Annotated in this window: 23 protein-coding genes; 15 read left to right on the top strand and 8 right to left on the bottom strand. The window is 39.7% G+C overall.

Annotated features, from left to right (window positions below; genetic code table 11):
* Positions 1-74 precede the first annotated feature (74 nt).
* Entirely contained in the window at positions 75-533 is a 459-nt protein-coding gene (locus tag NITUZ_RS07855) for a hypothetical protein (protein WP_048196801.1), read from the top strand.
* Positions 534-557: 24 nt separating this feature from the next.
* A complete protein-coding gene (locus NITUZ_RS07850) occupies positions 558-1,466 on the top strand; it encodes a malate dehydrogenase (RefSeq protein ID WP_048196799.1) in 909 nt (302 codons plus the stop codon).
* A gap of 33 nt (positions 1,467-1,499) precedes the next feature.
* On the opposite strand, the gene NITUZ_RS07845 is transcribed toward NITUZ_RS07850, so the two are convergent.
* The gene (locus NITUZ_RS07845) at positions 1,500-2,063 is read right to left on the bottom strand and encodes a methane monooxygenase/ammonia monooxygenase subunit C (protein ID WP_048196796.1); all 564 of its coding nucleotides are present in this window, start codon (positions 2,061-2,063) and stop codon (positions 1,500-1,502) included.
* A 275-nt stretch (positions 2,064-2,338) separates the two neighbouring features.
* On the opposite strand from NITUZ_RS07845, the gene NITUZ_RS07840 reads away from it, so the two are divergent.
* The 3 genes from NITUZ_RS07840 to NITUZ_RS07830 all read left to right on the top strand — a co-directional run bounded on the left by NITUZ_RS07840 (position 2,339) and on the right by NITUZ_RS07830 (position 3,724).
* A complete protein-coding gene (locus NITUZ_RS07840; RefSeq protein WP_239654860.1) occupies positions 2,339-2,650 on the top strand; it encodes an ArsR family transcriptional regulator in 312 nt (103 codons plus the stop codon).
* 250 nt (positions 2,651-2,900) lie between these two features.
* A complete protein-coding gene (locus NITUZ_RS07835) occupies positions 2,901-3,383 on the top strand; it encodes a hypothetical protein (RefSeq protein WP_048196793.1) in 483 nt (160 codons plus the stop codon).
* A 5-nt stretch (positions 3,384-3,388) separates the two neighbouring features.
* A complete protein-coding gene (locus NITUZ_RS07830) occupies positions 3,389-3,724 on the top strand; it encodes a hypothetical protein (RefSeq protein ID WP_155991497.1) in 336 nt (111 codons plus the stop codon).
* Here NITUZ_RS07830 and NITUZ_RS07825 read toward each other — a convergent pair whose 3' ends face one another.
* A complete protein-coding gene (locus NITUZ_RS07825) occupies positions 3,725-4,543 on the bottom strand; it encodes an ATP cone domain-containing protein (protein WP_155991494.1) in 819 nt (272 codons plus the stop codon).
* A gap of 2 nt (positions 4,544-4,545) precedes the next feature.
* Positions 4,546-6,183, bottom strand: a complete 1,638-nt coding sequence (gene thsB / locus NITUZ_RS07820) for a thermosome subunit beta (RefSeq protein WP_048196790.1) — start codon at positions 6,181-6,183, stop codon at positions 4,546-4,548.
* Between the two features lie 127 nt (positions 6,184-6,310).
* On the opposite strand from thsB, the gene NITUZ_RS07815 reads away from it, so the two are divergent.
* Both NITUZ_RS07815 and NITUZ_RS07810 read left to right on the top strand, forming a co-directional pair.
* The gene (locus NITUZ_RS07815; protein ID WP_048196788.1) at positions 6,311-6,748 is read left to right on the top strand and encodes a hypothetical protein; all 438 of its coding nucleotides are present in this window, start codon (positions 6,311-6,313) and stop codon (positions 6,746-6,748) included.
* A gap of 193 nt (positions 6,749-6,941) precedes the next feature.
* A complete protein-coding gene (locus NITUZ_RS07810; protein ID WP_048196785.1) occupies positions 6,942-7,628 on the top strand; it encodes a VIT1/CCC1 transporter family protein in 687 nt (228 codons plus the stop codon).
* Position 7,629: 1 nt separating this feature from the next.
* On the opposite strand, the gene NITUZ_RS07805 is transcribed toward NITUZ_RS07810, so the two are convergent.
* Positions 7,630-8,106, bottom strand: coding sequence for a CBS domain-containing protein (locus NITUZ_RS07805; RefSeq protein WP_048196783.1), 477 nt, complete (start codon positions 8,104-8,106; stop codon positions 7,630-7,632).
* Positions 8,107-8,218: 112 nt separating this feature from the next.
* On the opposite strand from NITUZ_RS07805, the gene NITUZ_RS07800 reads away from it, so the two are divergent.
* From NITUZ_RS07800 to NITUZ_RS07790, 3 genes are read left to right on the top strand one after another with little or no spacing between them, the layout of a single operon-like run.
* Positions 8,219-8,641 carry a universal stress protein gene (locus NITUZ_RS07800; RefSeq protein WP_048197080.1) on the top strand — a complete coding sequence of 141 codons (423 nt, stop codon included), beginning with the start codon at positions 8,219-8,221 and terminating at the stop codon, positions 8,639-8,641.
* A 5-nt stretch (positions 8,642-8,646) separates the two neighbouring features.
* The gene (locus NITUZ_RS07795) at positions 8,647-9,513 is read left to right on the top strand and encodes a CBS domain-containing protein (protein ID WP_048197079.1); all 867 of its coding nucleotides are present in this window, start codon (positions 8,647-8,649) and stop codon (positions 9,511-9,513) included.
* Between the two features lie 44 nt (positions 9,514-9,557).
* Entirely contained in the window at positions 9,558-10,190 is a 633-nt protein-coding gene (locus NITUZ_RS07790) for a phosphoribosyltransferase (RefSeq protein WP_048196781.1), read from the top strand.
* Here NITUZ_RS07790 and NITUZ_RS07785 read toward each other — a convergent pair.
* Together NITUZ_RS07785 and NITUZ_RS07780 are read right to left on the bottom strand one after the other, a co-directional pair.
* A complete protein-coding gene (locus tag NITUZ_RS07785) occupies positions 10,183-10,647 on the bottom strand; it encodes a universal stress protein (protein ID WP_048196779.1) in 465 nt (154 codons plus the stop codon). The two genes, NITUZ_RS07790 and NITUZ_RS07785, sit on opposite strands and share 8 nt — an antisense overlap.
* 4 nt (positions 10,648-10,651) lie before the next feature.
* Positions 10,652-11,080 carry a universal stress protein gene (locus NITUZ_RS07780; RefSeq protein WP_052370133.1) on the bottom strand — a complete coding sequence of 143 codons (429 nt, stop codon included), beginning with the start codon at positions 11,078-11,080 and terminating at the stop codon, positions 10,652-10,654.
* 266 nt (positions 11,081-11,346) lie between these two features.
* Here NITUZ_RS07780 and NITUZ_RS07775 point away from each other — a divergent pair, with 266 nt between their 5' ends.
* The 3 genes from NITUZ_RS07775 to NITUZ_RS07765 are packed head-to-tail and all read left to right on the top strand — an operon-like array spanning position 11,347 to position 12,589.
* Positions 11,347-11,772: a universal stress protein gene (locus tag NITUZ_RS07775; protein ID WP_048196778.1), complete on the top strand. Its 426-nt coding sequence runs from the start codon at positions 11,347-11,349 to the stop codon at positions 11,770-11,772.
* A 57-nt stretch (positions 11,773-11,829) separates the two neighbouring features.
* The gene (locus NITUZ_RS07770) at positions 11,830-12,306 is read left to right on the top strand and encodes a pyridoxamine 5'-phosphate oxidase family protein (RefSeq protein WP_048196776.1); all 477 of its coding nucleotides are present in this window, start codon (positions 11,830-11,832) and stop codon (positions 12,304-12,306) included.
* Positions 12,307-12,310: 4 nt separating this feature from the next.
* Positions 12,311-12,589, top strand: coding sequence for a hypothetical protein (locus tag NITUZ_RS07765; protein WP_048196775.1), 279 nt, complete (start codon positions 12,311-12,313; stop codon positions 12,587-12,589).
* On the opposite strand, the gene NITUZ_RS07760 is transcribed toward NITUZ_RS07765, so the two are convergent.
* Complete coding sequence (locus NITUZ_RS07760; protein ID WP_048196773.1) at positions 12,590-12,961, bottom strand: hypothetical protein; 372 nt, start codon at positions 12,959-12,961, stop codon at positions 12,590-12,592. It lies immediately after the preceding gene.
* Between the two features lie 119 nt (positions 12,962-13,080).
* Here NITUZ_RS07760 and NITUZ_RS07755 point away from each other — a divergent pair, with 119 nt between their 5' ends.
* Positions 13,081-13,518, top strand: a complete 438-nt coding sequence (locus tag NITUZ_RS07755) for a CBS domain-containing protein (RefSeq protein ID WP_048196771.1) — start codon at positions 13,081-13,083, stop codon at positions 13,516-13,518.
* Here NITUZ_RS07755 and NITUZ_RS07750 read toward each other — a convergent pair.
* Entirely contained in the window at positions 13,515-13,934 is a 420-nt protein-coding gene (locus tag NITUZ_RS07750) for a phosphoribosyltransferase (protein ID WP_048197076.1), read from the bottom strand. The genes NITUZ_RS07755 and NITUZ_RS07750 overlap by 4 nt on opposite strands.
* 103 nt (positions 13,935-14,037) lie before the next feature.
* Between NITUZ_RS07750 and NITUZ_RS07745 the strand changes: the two genes are divergently transcribed.
* Positions 14,038-14,472: a universal stress protein gene (locus NITUZ_RS07745; protein WP_048196768.1), complete on the top strand. Its 435-nt coding sequence runs from the start codon at positions 14,038-14,040 to the stop codon at positions 14,470-14,472.
* Positions 14,473-14,512 lie beyond the last annotated feature (40 nt).

The raw sequence follows: 14,512 nt of genomic DNA, 5'->3' as shown, positions 1-14,512 counted from the left end.
CCAGAACTTTCTATTATGTATCAATGGTGATAATCTGACTTGTATCTTTATGTGATGGATTGCGACATATTTTTGTGAACTCGGAGAAAAGATTTGTAATTATCGGACTTGCTTGCGGCTTTGTAGCTTTAGCTGCAATAATGGGTTATGCAAGCATGGGCTATGTGAGGCACATGAATATATTCTGGCCAGAAGAAATCCGCCAAACCTTGGAATTCAGAGAAGTCAATGGCCAAACGATAGTTGTGGGAACTGTAGGTAATGCCGGAGTAAACCCTGACTTGATAATGAGGACTGGGGATTTTACATACATTCTTACTGTAAAAAATAATGGCACAATGTCACATCAGCTTTACGTTGAAGGTATTGAAAAAAGCACAAGATTGCTAGAGCCGGGCCAGTCATACAAAATAACTCTGAACAGCAGATACGAGGCCTCTTACAATTATTATGATATCTCCAACGGAAAACATCTACTTGGAACCATCACTGCCAAATATGTAGTGCCGCTTGACAAAATTGAGGCAAAATAAATAACAGGATTTGGTCACCTCACTATGATTTCTATTATAGGTAGCGGGCGAGTTGGCTCCACAATTGCATTTTTGTGCGGATCTTCTGGGCTTGATAACATTCTACTCGTGAATCGAGATGGGAAAAAAGCGTATGGTATTGCACTTGATATTTCAAACGCAATTCCTCAAACATCGCCAATTTCAATCACAGGAACCTCTGATTACACCAAAATTACGGGCTCCGATGTGATAATCATTGCAGTAAGTGCTAGCATGCATGTGGTAAGCAGAACCGAACTACTGCATGAACACGCCTCATTGATAAGAGAAATCTCCTCTAAGATAAAGCAGCATGCCCCCGATTCCAAAATTCTAGTTGTAACAAATCCTGTGGACGTGCTCACTTATGTAATGCAAAAACATGAAGATCTTCCACCAAAAAATGTGTTAGGAATAGCATCAAGTCTTGACTCTAGCAGATTCAGATACATTCTTGCAAGAGAATTAAAAACAAATCAATCGGAAATCTCTGGAGCACTTGTGATGGGCGAACATGATGACTCGATGGTGCCAATTTTTTCAAACGCCAGATTTGGAAGCAAAAAAGTAGGTGATTTGTTGACAGGAGAAAATATGGATAGGATCAAATCGGATGTTCGAAATTATTGGAAATCTCTCCGTGATTCTCATTGGTATTCTGTATTTGGGATAGCGAAAAACACATTTGCTGTTGCAGAGGCAATAATAAAAAACCATGATTTAGAAACTTCTGCATCGGTATTGCTTGAAGGGCAATATGGGGTGACCGATGTCTGTATCGGCGTACCATTAATCGTAAATAAAGATGGAATAAAACAAATTCGTACTGTAAATCTGGAAAAGGCCGAAGCTGAAGCACTTTACATATCCTCCAACAGAGTGAAAGAAAACATTCGTAAGGTATTGCCTTAGGAATTTGAAATAAAATAAAAAAGCGGTTTTCGCTTATGGGATGGATCTGCTGTACAGTTTGCCTTCTAGGGCCATCTTGTACATTTCAGCAACATGTGGGTTCTCACCTGGTGTTTCTGCCCCTAGTTCGACCAGTCGTGCGTATACTCTAACGACATATGCTAGAGCTCCAATGAAGGCTACGACGACACCCATGTTGAACATCCAGTGGTTTGGAACTGCAAATACTTCTTCTACGAACCAAAAGTGCCACATCTCGTTGACTCCGATCGTGAACATGGTTGCAAGATAACCTATTATGGTCATCTTCAGGCCAGTATTCAGCGAGTTGTTCGGGCCTCTTAATATGGGCACTTTTCTATCATAGATTGCTACTGCTCCCCAACCTAGTGGTAGTGCTACAAAGTGTGAGTACAACCACCAGTGTGCTGGAGTGAACGCAGAGTCTCTGATAGAGGTTTGATGTAGAGAGCCGTCTACAAAGTTGTCTACTTCCACTGATGCTGCTGTGGATCCCATTGCGATGACGATGAGCCAGATCTTCTTTAGTCTCTGGATCTCAACTTCTTTTGGGAGTAATGCTGGCATTTGTGCCATAATTGACAAGATCTATTTTTCGCATATAATGGAGTAGACGATTCAAATTCTTGCGAATAAGCAAATTATGTATTTTAACAAAAAAATTATTATAAAATTTTTATTATTTTATCATAATTTTGCTGACATTTTTAATTAGATTTTTTCATATTTGTTGATCTATTGAATGTCGAACATGTGTGTTGTACATGTAAGAATTGGATTGCAATGCATTGCAATCCTGTTTTTTTAATACTTTGAAAGCAACTTGTTCTCTGATGTTGGTAAATGCCGGCTTGGACGAGAACGAAACGGACGTTGTTCTCGAAATTCTATCTGACAGATACTGCAGAAAGGTCCTGAACACTATTATCGATGGGCCAAAATCCGCATTTCAAATAAGCTCAGAATCAGACATACTTTTGAGTACAGTATATAGAAAACTAAAGACGCTGCAGCATTATAAATTGCTCAGCACAAAATGTCAGTTAAGGGAGGATGGAAAAAAACTATTCTTATATCAAAGTAAAATCCGTTCCATCTCCGCACGACTAGATAAAGACTTGCTTAATGTGGCAATAGAGCCAAACCTTTCATTATCACATTGATTGCGAGAACGTGTTATCTGGCACCTGCCGGCATTTGACAAATGACATAACGTTCTCGCATCGGTAATAGATTGATTATTGTAATTAAGCTGATCTTTGATTCGCAGCATTGCAGCTGATAATCATGTTTGCATTGCATTCATAGTGGTTAATTACATGATTCACTTATTATCATAAAATGCGTAATCCGATACTACTGTCTGCCTTTTCAACTTGTTTGATATCAATACTATTATTTATTCCACAGGGCATGACATCATCGCAAGCAGAAAATATTCCTATATCTTCAGATACTGTAGGTGGTTTGAGCATTATCGCTGAATTCAAATTCAGTCAAGGCAATGAAGTGGTAAAATCATTTAAGATCTTTAATCAAAAAGAAGGCTATAAAATATCTCAGCCTCCAAGAGAAACGCCTGTTTTCCAGCTTATCGGTGGCGTTGGCAATGATAAACCAATGCTTTACTATGTTACAGATTCCACTCTTTCACAGATGAGCGCGGTAAAAGATTACACACAATTTGATGTAGTGGTGTATTTGTATAGGGGTAATGAGCTTTTACGCGAACTCGATTACACCGACTGCATGGTAAGTGATTATAAAATCACAACACTGCATGATGGTGATGAAACATTTAGTGGAAAAACGCAATTCGTGATTGCAGATACCTTTGAGTTCAAATGTGGTGGGTATGTTCTAAAATCTCCTGTGTATGATAATTCAAAGCGGTAATGAAAATGTCAGAAATTGAAGACAGTTTTGATGAGTATAAAGAAAGGCTCTCTGGCATGCTTGAGAACAAAATTGATGTGGATTTGGCCATGAAGATAATGTATCTTGAACGGAAATTACCCGACGTTGAACCTAAAGTAGAATTAGACATAAGAGTGTCAAGTGAGTCCAATACGCTATCTTTTTTGCACAAGATTAATCAAAAGTTCGGATTCCAGACATCTGCACGCCATAATCACCTGACCGCAGTAGGGCGTATAAACATGGACAAGCTAGCAAAACTTGCATCAAATCAGGAAATAGAATGGATAACGGGATCTGCAACTCCTGCCTCTTACTAATCAAACAATGATTCGGTTTACTAATTTCTGAAGCGCTAGTATCCTTTTTGCTGAAATCCCAGTCTTTTTCACAAAATCACTAATGTCTACATCAAGCAGGTCTTTTGCAATCATCAGATTCTGCTGTGATAGCAAGTCCAACTCATGCCTGCTTATTCCAAGTATTGTAACAGGATACAACTTCTTACTCTCCACAAGCTTTTCCAGCCCATTTTGTGGCGGATAACGCCAGGACAAGATCTTCTGATTTATACAGTTTGCATAGATTGTTACTTGATCTGAAACTTTGGTATTACATGCAAGCATTTCGCGATCAAAGGTCTCAGACAGATCAAGAAATCGTGCATGCGTGTATAATGACTCTTTGAGTCCGGTGTATTGTCCTGCCAAATTATGATACTTGCATTCTACAAGCCATCTCTTGCCGTCTTGTATGGATTCTAAAATCAGGTCCACCTCATGGCCTATGCATTTGCCAGGAACCCCTGCTCGTGTTGCAGTGACTTTGTATCCATAGTTTTCAAGAACCTTACCAACAAAATTCTCAAAGGAAAATCCTGCTGGACCTAATCTCATGATTGATTCTTTGAGACGATATCGCTGTTTTACAGCAATGCCTGCATTCTCTGATAATAACTTTAACACAATTCTGTAGATCTCTTTTGTAGGCATGCCTCCATACAGCTTGGAAATCACCTGATTTGCGATCTTTTTTGCAACTTTTCTACTTGCGCCTGCCTTCATACATGTTGATTCTACCTTGCCTGGATCGAATCTTACATTTTCCCCATTTGCTTTGGTGATGATGATTTCTTTCAATTTTAATATGATGTGGGCATGGGTTCCTGACCTGCCGTAGGTGCTGATGTCCTTGATACTGCCACCACATTATCTATTCTTAATATCATGTTTGCAGTCTCAGTTGCTGATTTTATGACCTGTTCTTTTACTTTGATCGGTTCAAGAACGTTTATCTTTTCAATGTCCCCTATTCTACCGTTTACCACATCAACACCAAAATATTTCTCACCTGCGCTATGCCTTGATCTAAGCTGGGTTATGGCGTCAATTGGATTCATACCAGCATTGCGTGCAAGTGCAAGTGGAATTGACTCTAAAGCTTCGGCAAACTTTTCTACTGCAAGCTGTTCGCGCCCAGAAAGAGATTGTGCCCATCCTCTGAGCTTTGTTGCAATGTATTCCTCTGGAGCACCTCCTCCTGGGACAAAATATGGTCTTTCAATTACATCCTTTACTACCATAATTGCATCATGGATCGCTCGATCAACTTCATCAACTACCCTTTGCGAACCGCCACGAATCAGAAACGTGACAGCCTTTGGGTTCTTACATCCCTCAACATACGTCCAATTATCTTCTTCAATTTGTTTTTCTTCCACATTTTGTGCTATTCCCAAATCTCTTTCTGTAAGATCATTTACATTGCCAACGACCCGACCTCCTGTTGCCTTTGAAAGCTTGATCATATCGCTTTCCTTTATGCGTCTAACTGCCAAAATTCCTGCTTTTGCCAGATAATGTTGTACTATATCGTCAATTCCTTTCTGACATAATACGACTGTTGCTCCTGTATTCTTTATTTTGTCTACCATTTCTTTCAAGATCTGATTTTCCTCTTCCATGAAGGATTTTATCTGATTAGGAGAGTTGATGTTTATTTTGGCATCAAATTCCGTTTTTTCTATTTCAAGCGGAGCTGAAATCAAAGCAATTTTTGCATTCTTCACTCTTTTTGGCATGTTGTCGTTAACTACTTCCTTGTCTAGCACTATGCCGCCTATCAACTGACTATCTGAAATTGAGCCGCCGGATTTTTTCTCAATCTTGATGTTTGCAATTGACACTCTGTTGATCCCATCCTTTTGTTCCATTACTGCTAATACAGCATCAACTACTATCTTTGCAAGATCTGCTGCTTCTATTGCAACAAGCTTTGTAAGCATCGAAGTACGTGCAATCTTTTCCAGCGTTGCAGTATCTGAAGGCTCGATTTTTTTTGCTATCTCTGATAAAAGTGATATTGCCATTCTTGAAGCTTTTTTGTAGCCTTCAGCTATTATGACAGGATGAATATCATTGTCTATCAGACTTTCAGCTTTTTCCAAAAGTGCACCGGCTATTACCACGGCAGACGTGGTACCATCTCCAACCTCGCTGTCAGTTGCCTTTGCTACCTCTACCATCATTTTTGCCGCAGGGTGTTGAACATCAATTTCTTTTAGAATTGTAGCACCATCATTTGTAATTGTTATATCGCCTATGGCATCGACTAGCATCTTGTCCATTCCACGTGGGCCAAGACTAGACGCGATAATTTCAGCAATGATCTTTGCTGCGTTAATGTTGTTCTTTTGGGCATCTCTGCCCCTTGATTGCTTTGAGCCTTCCTTTAGAACTATTACTGGAATACCTTCTGATGTGGCTTGAATTGATGACATGAAGAAATATTCCTAAAATTGTATTTATGATCTGACCATAAATCTCATCACTGAGAATTTGAATAGTGAATTATCAGATATGAAAATCGACTTGCGATTGTATATATAAGAAATCTGCCAATTAGGCATGGCAACACAAACAATCTGGATTGGAATTGCAATAGGAGTATTTTTTGCAGGTATTGGAGTAGGCTATGCGATTTTTGGTACAACTAATCAGTCTGCTAACATGATGGGGCAAGATATGCAAAAATGGCACCAGATAATGCAAGATCCGAATCAGAGACAGCAGATGCTAAGCCAAATTATGTCAGATCCTCAAATGATGCAAGAAATGCACCAAATGATGATGAGCGATCCTCAGCATACAAAACAAATGCACCAAATGATGGCAAATGATCCTCAGCACATGGAACAGATGATGCAAATGATGATGTCAGATCCTCAAATGATGCAAGAAATGCACCAAATGATGGCAAATGATCCTCAGCACATGGAACAGATGATGCAAATGATGGGCAACAACACCACGATGGGCAAAAAAGGCCATATGATGGGCCAGTAACGATAGAACAATGCGATTGCAAGCGCTAGCAATACTAGCAAAAAAGGCCATATGATGGGCCAGTAACGATAGAACAATGCGATTGCAAGCGCTAGCAATACTAGCAAAAAAGGCCATATGATGGGCCAGTAACATCTTTTTATTTCTGTAGCCTTTCCAGATGTTTTTTAATTAGATATCGTGTGCAATTATTATGAAGTGGCACTTTGAGGATTTCATTTACGGTTCATTTGATGGCTCGGTCACGACATTTGCAATTGTAGCGGGTGCTGTAGGTGCGTCGCTTTCGCCAGTTATAGTCCTGATTCTGGGTTTTGCCAATCTTGCAGCAGATGGTTTCTCAATGGCTGTAGGAAACTATCAGGCAACAAAAGCGCGTATCGAATTCATTCAAAAGGAAAGAAAACGTGAGGAATGGGAGATCGACAACATGGCAGACACAGAAAGACAGGAAATTCGCGATATATATGCAAAAAAGGGATTTGCCAACGAACTTCTAGATGAAATAGTCAAGGTAATAACCGCAAGAAAAAAAGTTTGGATCGATACCATGATGAAAGAAGAGCTGGGGCTAATCGAAGATGGAAGAAGACCACTTGATACTGCAATAAGCACTATTGTCGGCTTTGTATCTATTGGCATGATTCCGCTAATACCATTCGTCTTTCTTTATGTGACAGAAATCCATCTATCTGTACAGAACAGCTTTCTTTACTCGACCGTTTTTACAGGCGGAGCTTTCTTTCTCATAGGATTAATTAAGGGAAAAATTGTCAAAAAATCTCTTATCAGATCAGGTACCATGACACTACTGATAGGAGCAATTGCCGCAACAGCAGCATACATTGTGGGTACCTTGCTTGGAAACCTGATAAAATAAATTAAAAACTTGCTATTTCATGCTCATTTGCGTCATCAAATATTTTTGTCAAGGCATGATAGTACATCTTGCGCGTATCTTCCCTATTGCATACGGTAAACATTCTTACAAAATCTGTCGCAGTCACAATTCCGCATAACTCATCCTCATCCAGCACAGGTAATCTTCGTATCTTTCTAGAATACATCAGGTCTGCGGCAACCCAAACCTCATCGTCTGGTCTGATGTGCACCAGCGGAGATGACATGACCTGCTTTACCTTGGTATGAATCGGATAAGCGTGAGCTGCTATCTTTATTGCAAAATCCCGATCTGTCATTATTCCCACCGGAACATTTTGCTCCATTACCAAAACAGAACCGACCTTTGCTGACTCCATCATCTTGGCAGCCTCATTAACAGTAGCCGATGATTCTACAGTGATCAGGGATTTTGTCATGATATCTTTGACAAGTATGGGATTTGGTATTTGTCTCATAAACTACTCTGCAGCACTCGGTATTTGAGATGGTATGCGAATTATCAAGATTGAAAATCAATCGGGAAAATCAAAGAACATCTTTAATTCATATGGGTCAACAACAACCACATTGACAAAAATAAAGAATATCGTAGTTGCACTTGATGGCTCTAAATCCTCGTCAAACGCTCTTGATTATGCCATATACCTTGCAAGACAGAACCAAACTACCTTGTTTGGAATCTATGTTATACCTATGTTTTCGATAAACTACAAAAAACCCTCATCTGCGCTCGCAAAAATGTTCGTTGACAACGGGAAAAAAGTACTCATGGAAGCAAAAATAAGATGTGCCAAAAACGGGGTCCTGTTCAAAGAAAAAATGGCCAATGGAAACGAGGGATTCATGGTAATCTCCTACGCAAAAAAGAGAAAAGCCAGTATCATAGTGATGGGTTCAAGGGGCAGAAGTAATGTCAGAGAATTGTTTTTGGGTAGCGTGTCACACTATGTAGTGCACAAATCTCCAATCCCAGTATTGGTGGTAAAGTGAGGAAAATGCTACTGAAAAATCCCGGATTGCGCAGCTCGTTGATAAAAAAAGCCATAACCGTAACACCACATGTAGGCGTTCTTGACGCAATAGAGATCATGCAAAAGTTCCGTATAAGCCGGCTTGTGGTAATAGACAAAAGCTACAAGCCTGTGGGCATAATAACAGAAAAGGATATCCTGCGTTCAATATTTCCGATAGGAGCAAAGCCTCTTGGGTCCATAACCGTGCAGGATTGCATGTCAAAAAACCTAATCACTGCAAAAAAACAGGATTCTGTTTACAAATGTGCCAGAATGATGAAAGAAAACAATATCAGCTCGCTTGTGATACTTGAAGACGACAAATCTCTGGAGGGCATAGTCACAAAAACGGATCTTGTATTCAATTTTCTAGTTCAGGAAACAGAACATCTGAAAATTTCAAAAATCATGACCACAGACGTTGTGACAGTGTCACCGCAAGATTCGCTATATCTGGTTGAAAGCATTCTAATAAACAACAAAATATCGCGGGTTCCTGTAATAAGAAACGAAAAGCTTGTTGGGATAATCACATTCAGAGATTTTATTCCTGTGAGAATACCTAACAGGCTTGGCACATTTACAGATCCTAATGAGCTAATGGATGTATGGTATAGTAGAACTCCGAACAAGTATAACGTAAACCAACTAAACTATGTTCTTACGTTCAGAGCAGAGGATATAATGACAAAAAATCCAGTTACAATAGAACCATCGGACGATATCTCGATTGCAGCACTACTAATGTATAGATATGACATAAGCGGGCTTCCAGTGGTAAGACAATCAAAGCTTGTTGGCATAATAACAAAATCGGATATAGTGTTCTCACTTGCCGCTGAAGCGTAATATCAAATACAAAACAATCGTAAAACAATATCTGAGGCGCAATAATGATTCATGACAGGCTTCATGCAGGCCGGCTCTTGGCAGAAAAACTTGCCTCTATAATAAAAGGCAAAGACTGCATAGTTCTGGCAATTCCAAGAGGGGGTGTAATTGTCGGTGATGCTATAGCAAGGGAGCTTGGCTTACCACTTGATGTGATAATCTCAAAAAAAATCACACCACCAGATTACCCAGAATACGCAATTGGAGCTATAACGTATGATGATATCATACATTTTGGGGATGATTGGAATCGATATTCATCAGATCCTAAATTTAGGCAAGAAATTATTAAAAAGAAAAACGAAGTCATGCGACAGATTATGACGTATCGTGGAAATACTGAATACAATTTTGACAACAAAACCGTGATTCTAACAGACGATGGTATTGCTACTGGTTCCACAGTATGTGCCATTCTAAAATGGCTAGAACAAAAGAACGTTACCGACATAATTCTGGCAACTCCGGTGATCCCGTATATCACGCATGAGATAATAAAACAATTTGGAATCACCATAATTGCCATTGAGATTCCACAAGAATTCACATCGGTCGGGCAATTCTACAGAAAATTTGATCAAATACCCGATCAAATAGTAGTCAACATACTCTCAAAGTACCGCAAATCTATCTAACTATGAGTACTGGGCAGCTTGCAAACTCTGAAACTTTTCTGCTAACACTACCTAAGGACTTTATTTTACTTATGCCATGAAGTCCCTGACTTCCAATCACAATCAGGTCAGCTTTTCTCTTTTTTGCAATTCCTAGTATGTCAAGAGCGATATCCTCATTTGCCACTATATCGTACTGCGCAGCAACTCCTTCCTTTTCGCAATGTTTTATCTGTGCAGAGAGCATCTTTTTTGCCTCGGCCCTTGCGGATTTTAGCAGCCTCTGTCTTAATTCGCCCTTTGATGCACTACGTAAAAGCCCCATTAGGGCTCCAGGGGGTACCACGTTTCCAGCAGTTATAACAGTACACAAATAGATCGTTCCACCTCCATTTCTGGCAATCTTGACGGCTTCATTTAGTGCGCTTTTTGAGAATTTGGAGCCATCATAGGGAACTAGAATTCTTTGGTAGTTCATATGCTTATTTTACTATCATGACTGGAATCTGGGATTTGTGTAGTATTGCGTTTGAAACGCTTCCAAGGAATACCTCTGCTATCCTTCCCTTACCTCTTGCGCCAATAACTATAAGATCAAACTTTTTGGATTTGGCCGTGTTAATTACTTGATCTACTGGATTCCCATAAACTATCATGTACTTGAATAGTATGCCTTTTTTTGCTGCTTTCAGTTTTGCCTTTTCCATAAACTTGCCAGCCTCTTTTTTTTGGTAAATCTTGTATGGAACGACGGATGGCATAAACTCTGCAGGCAGAAACGATATCGCATTTATTCCTAGAATTGTAGCCTGACACGTACGTGCAATTTCTATTGCCTGTGCAAGTGCCTTGAAGGAGGTTGCAGAGCCGTCCATCGGCACAAGAATTTTTTTAATTCTGGTTTGTATCAACAAGTTCCGTCCTCGTTGATTTTATTTAAACATACTATGTACTATCACCAATGGTAATCTGCAATTTTCATTATTGATAATCATGATCAGTGTTTAACTGTCATGAAAACACATTAGAAATGTACGAGAAGAAATTCTCGTGCGTGTGGACGGGAATGCGGGGTGATAACCTCAAAAGTGTACTTCGGTATGCCTTTTTTGCATTCTCGTCTTTTCTTGTTAGTAATCTACACAATGATTAAATCCGCTTCATCGCATTTTGTAGTATGGTATCTGGTTTCTCCAAGATCCTTGTATGCTGTGACGGCTCCAAATATTCAGAAGCAGCGCTCAGACGTGCCTGCGATCTTGCAAAAAAATATTCTTCACAAATAACATTAATCCACGTGGTGGAAAGAACAAAAAAATCGGATCTTTTGGCGGGAGGAGAATACACGAAAATCTTGCGCAAATATGCAAAATCCTCACTCGAAAGGGCGCAAAAGATAGCAAGAGAATGTGGCATTGAGCCAAAATTAGTCACAAAAGAGGGCAATATAGCAAGCGAGGTAATAAAATTCTCCAAATCGGATGGAACGGATCTGATAGTGGTTGGAAGCAAGGGGCTTGGCGCTGTACTACAATTCCTTCTAGGCTCGGTATCATCAAAAATAGCAAACCATTCTCTATGTTCCGTTTTAATAATAAAATAAAACCAAGACTGATAATCATATTTTATTCTTAATACAATTGGATTTGGGCAACTAAGCATGGTTCTAATCCCAGAGAAGATAAAGCAGCTGATCCGGAAAGAAAAGGCATTCGTAGTGGGGACTGCTGACAAGATGGGAATGCCGAATGTATCTCCAAGAACAACCTTCTTTTTGGCACCTGATGGTACTATATACTGGCTTGAGCTTTTCAAACATAAAACATATCGGAACTTTCAAACAAATCCATGGTGTAGTATTACAGTGTTTGACAAAAAAAGACTTGGAGGTTACCAAATAAAAGGAAAGGTGCAAGTTGTAATCGACAAAAAAACAAGAGCTGACATAACTGCTAGAATAATCGACAGGCTCACAAGAGAGCACAGACAACGCATACTCAAAGAAAATAAAAATCCACACCTAGTCAAGTTTGTACCGAAAATATTCTATTCCTTGAATCCAAATGAACTTTCAGATTCTCCACTGGGACTTGAGGCCACAGAAGAATCTCTTAATGCGGCAAACATGCAGTGGTAAAGATATGAGCATGCACAACAGAGCCGTATGTGTCTTTTGTGCAAATCCAAGACCTATATATGCTGCAAAAGTTCAGTGGTTAAAGCATCTTGCATCGCACAGGGAAGCAATGATAGCATACGTTGTAGATAATTTTGAAAAATGCCCGCTTGGTGCTTATCCAAGACACATCAGGGACAAAACAGAATACGCCGGACATATAAGATGGGCTCACACAAAAAAAGAGCTTATTGAGTGGGCATACCGTAATCTAATCGAGAGCCAGATGGCAACATATCCTTGATCATCTGAGTCTTTTGTATATTGTCTTGTATTCCTCTGCAAGTGAGTAGGCAAGATTCTGCAAGTGAGTAAACTCGATCATGCTTGTTCTGCCATGTGCAATCTGCCTTAGCAGCGTCATGCACTGGTGAATCTTGTTGTGGCTTTCCTCTGTCGTATCATTGGGGCCCTCAACCGATGTCATTGTGTGAAAACAGACAGTAAAATCAAGACAGAATTTCAGAATTATGTGCTCCCAGTTCTTTGCAGTTGTGGGTATGCCCATGCCTGCAGCAAGCTCTTTGAATTCATTGCTTCTGGTTTCCAACAAAAGATTGAGGGATTCCGTTGCCTTTTTTGGCTCAAACCCGTCAAGATTTTCAAGAATGCCCATGCCAAATTTGAATCAGAAATTACGATATTTAACAGATTACCCCGAATGTCATGTCTGATTTTACTATTCATGATAATCATGTCTTGATCTTTTAAACTGGAGATGCTCACATTCAACCAATGGCCCCGCCACTAGTTAATGAAATCATGAAAAAGAACGTAATCTCAATTGACTCGTCTATGACTGTCCAGGATGCCGCCAAAATGATGGATGATGCTTCGATTGGTGCCATTGTTGTACTTGAAAAAGGCATTGCCGTAGGTATAATCACTGAACGTGATATTGTAAGGAGAATTGTTTCTAAAGGAAAACCACTTTCGACTAACGTAAAAGAAGTAATGTCATCACCGCTCATAGTAATAAACCCAGATGATTCTGTATGGGAACTTGCACAACTTATGAAGGCAAGAAAAATTCACCGAGTTCCTGCAGTAAAGGACAACAGGTTAGTAGGAATTGTCACTACCTCAGATGTTGTAAGGCTGTGCAGTGTGGGCTCTGATTCTGAGATGACCAAAATAACAGAGCAGATTCTACTACGAATGAAACCAAACTAAATGCTTGCAGTTCCGTCTATTTTACCGTGTTCGAATCTGTCCCATGGATAAACGAGGTATTCGTTGCCTTTTGTTAACTTTGCATATATGAGTTGCTTTGGATGATTTTTTCCAGTCCTTGCATAAAGTGTCGCATACACTAAATGTTCAGGATCATCTGCTCTGTCTATCATTCTTCTGAATGTCTCTCCCGTGTCGTAAATATCATCAACAAACAGCGAGTCTGATTGGATTGCCTCTGGGTCGACAACAATCCGCCTGATATCGAGCCTGTCTGCTACTAATCTTGCAGGAACTAGTCCGCCTCTGCTGACCGTTGAAATACTAGTAAATTTACCTTTGTACTTGAATAGCTTATCCACAAGCAAGTCAACACATTTTTCTATCTCATCCCAATTTTTGTAATCGTATTGCATTTCCACGATAACACACCTTAAAGCTACTTGTTATTTTAGATAGCTGAAACTCAAGACTGAGAATTTGACTGTTATTTATGTAGGATTTTTCACCCCTTTCAGTATGGGCACGATCAAAAGAATACTGGTTCCGATCGATGGTTCTGATAATTCGTTTCGTGCTCTAGATACCGCAATAATACTTGCAAAGGGTCTTGACGCAAAAATCATAGGCTTTTACGCAGTGAACGTGCTTCCAATAACTGAGGCACAAATATGTGATCCACTCACATTTCAGATGGAAGAAAGAAAATACGCGCTCAGCATGCTTGGTAAAGCAAAATCCGACTGTCAAAAAGAAGGAGTGGATTTTGCAGAAATTGTAGAGTTTGGCTCGCCAGCAGATGTTATTTTACGCTTTATCAAAAGTAAAAATAACAAAATTGACCTTGTCGTGATGGGTTCTCGCGGCAGAACTGCTGCAAGGGAGTTCTTCTTTGGAAGTGTTTCCAACTATATACTCCACAAGTCTCCAGTTCCAGTTTTAATAGTAAAGTAAGTACGAAAATCAGACTTGAGAACCAAAACACAATTGATTT

The organism is Candidatus Nitrosotenuis uzonensis, assembly GCF_000723185.1.
Taxonomy (GTDB): domain Archaea; phylum Thermoproteota; class Nitrososphaeria; order Nitrososphaerales; family Nitrosopumilaceae; genus Nitrosotenuis; species Nitrosotenuis uzonensis.
The sequence above is the reverse complement of the archived record's forward strand: the minus strand, read 5'-3'. Positions and strand labels throughout refer to the sequence as shown.